The 1,562-nt window shown below is 59.6% G+C and carries 1 protein-coding gene; it reads right to left on the bottom strand.

From position 1 onward, the window contains the following. Positions 1 to 109 precede the first annotated feature (109 nt). Positions 110 to 1,480: an IS1182 family transposase gene (locus AC0L3B_RS38080; RefSeq protein WP_026233905.1), complete on the bottom strand. Its 1,371-nt coding sequence runs from the start codon at positions 1,478 to 1,480 to the stop codon at positions 110 to 112. Positions 1,481 to 1,562: the final 82 nt, after the last annotated feature.

The following is a 1,562-nucleotide window of genomic DNA, read 5'->3' as shown; positions in this document are numbered from 1 at the left end:
CCGATTTTGTTGCAAAAGTTGGCTGCAATGGATTTGGCCGCTGGGCCTTTTGTTGAGCCGCGCTTTGAAGCGCTGGCCCTGACGCATTTTACGCAACTTTGACGCTACGCTACGCGATGCGCAGAACCTGAGCCGGCGGCGGTCGTGCGACCAGCGATGCAAACCGCCTCAGATTCTGAGCGATGGCGGCTAGAACAAACTCATCCTGGGCACCTTGCGGGCCTCGCAATCGGAGCCGACCAAGCTTCAGGATGCGCTTCAAGTGTGCGAACCTCATCTCGATCTTCTTGCGCTGACGCCGAGAGAGCTCGAAGCCCTCGGTGCCAGCGAACGACCGGGCAACGTCTCGGGCATGCTCATGGATATCGCGCGGGATCTTGCGTGATGGTTCCTTTGGGCAGCACTGCGGTTTGAGCGGGCATACATCGCAGTCGAGCTTGCTGGCACGATACAGAAGGGTCTTGCCCTCGTGCACGGTACCGCTCGTCCCAAGCCGCTTACCACCCGGGCAGTGGTAAACGTCCCCGGTTGGGTCATATCGAAAGTCGCTCCGCGAGAAGGTGCCATCATCCCGCTTCGACTTATCGAACACAGGGATATGCGGCGCGATGCCCTTCTCCTCGACCAGCCAGTTCAGCATCGGAGCCGCTCCGTAAGCGGTATCCCCGACAAGTCGCTCTGGCTTGAGACCAAAGCGCTCCTCGGTTCGTTCGATCATGGTTTTTGCTGCACCGACCTCGGCCTGGCGAATGGCGCGGGAGGCCTCGACATCCACGATGACGCCGAACTTCACGTCGATGAGATAGTTGTCGGAGTACGCGAAGAATGCCGGCCCCTTGTGAGCGCCGGTCCACTGCGCTGCCGGATCGGATGGCGAGACAAACTTCGGGATGACATCGCTGGCGGCGCCCCACGCCGGATCGTCGAGGGTTGCCAAATACTCCTTCACCGCGCGGCTGGACCTGGCCGGATCGCGATCCCTGCGCCAGTCCTGACCTGCGATCGAGCGCTGCTTGTTCGCGTCGGCCGCAATCAGGCTCGCATCGACTGCAAATCCTTCGCCACCAACCAGACCGGCGGCAATGCATGTCTCGACAATCCGTTCGAACACGCGGCGGAGAACATCTCCATCACGGAAGCGCTCGTTGCGGGCGCGCGAAAATGCCGAATGATCCGGGACAGCGTCCTCGATACCAAGCTTGCAGAACCAGCGATAGGCGAGGTTCACCTGCACTTCACGGCAGATCAGCCGTTCCGAGCGGATCGCAAAGACATACCCCACGACCAGCATCCGGATCATCAGTTCCGGATCAATCGACGGGCGCCCCATCGACGAATAGTGAGATGCTAGTTCACCGCGAAGCCAGGACAGATCGAGAGCAGCATCGATCTTCCGCACCAGATGATCTTCGGGTATCGCGTCGCCAAGACGAAACTCGTAGAACAGTTGACCTTGGTCACTCTTCAGACGGCCCATCATGGATCGACCTCGCCGAGATTCGCGTCAACACAACGGAATCACGGTTCGTGACTTGTCTCAACCGACTTTTGCAACAAAATCG

Source organism: Bradyrhizobium sp. Kon56, assembly GCF_055807635.1.
This window is presented reverse-complemented; position numbering and strand designations above follow the sequence as displayed.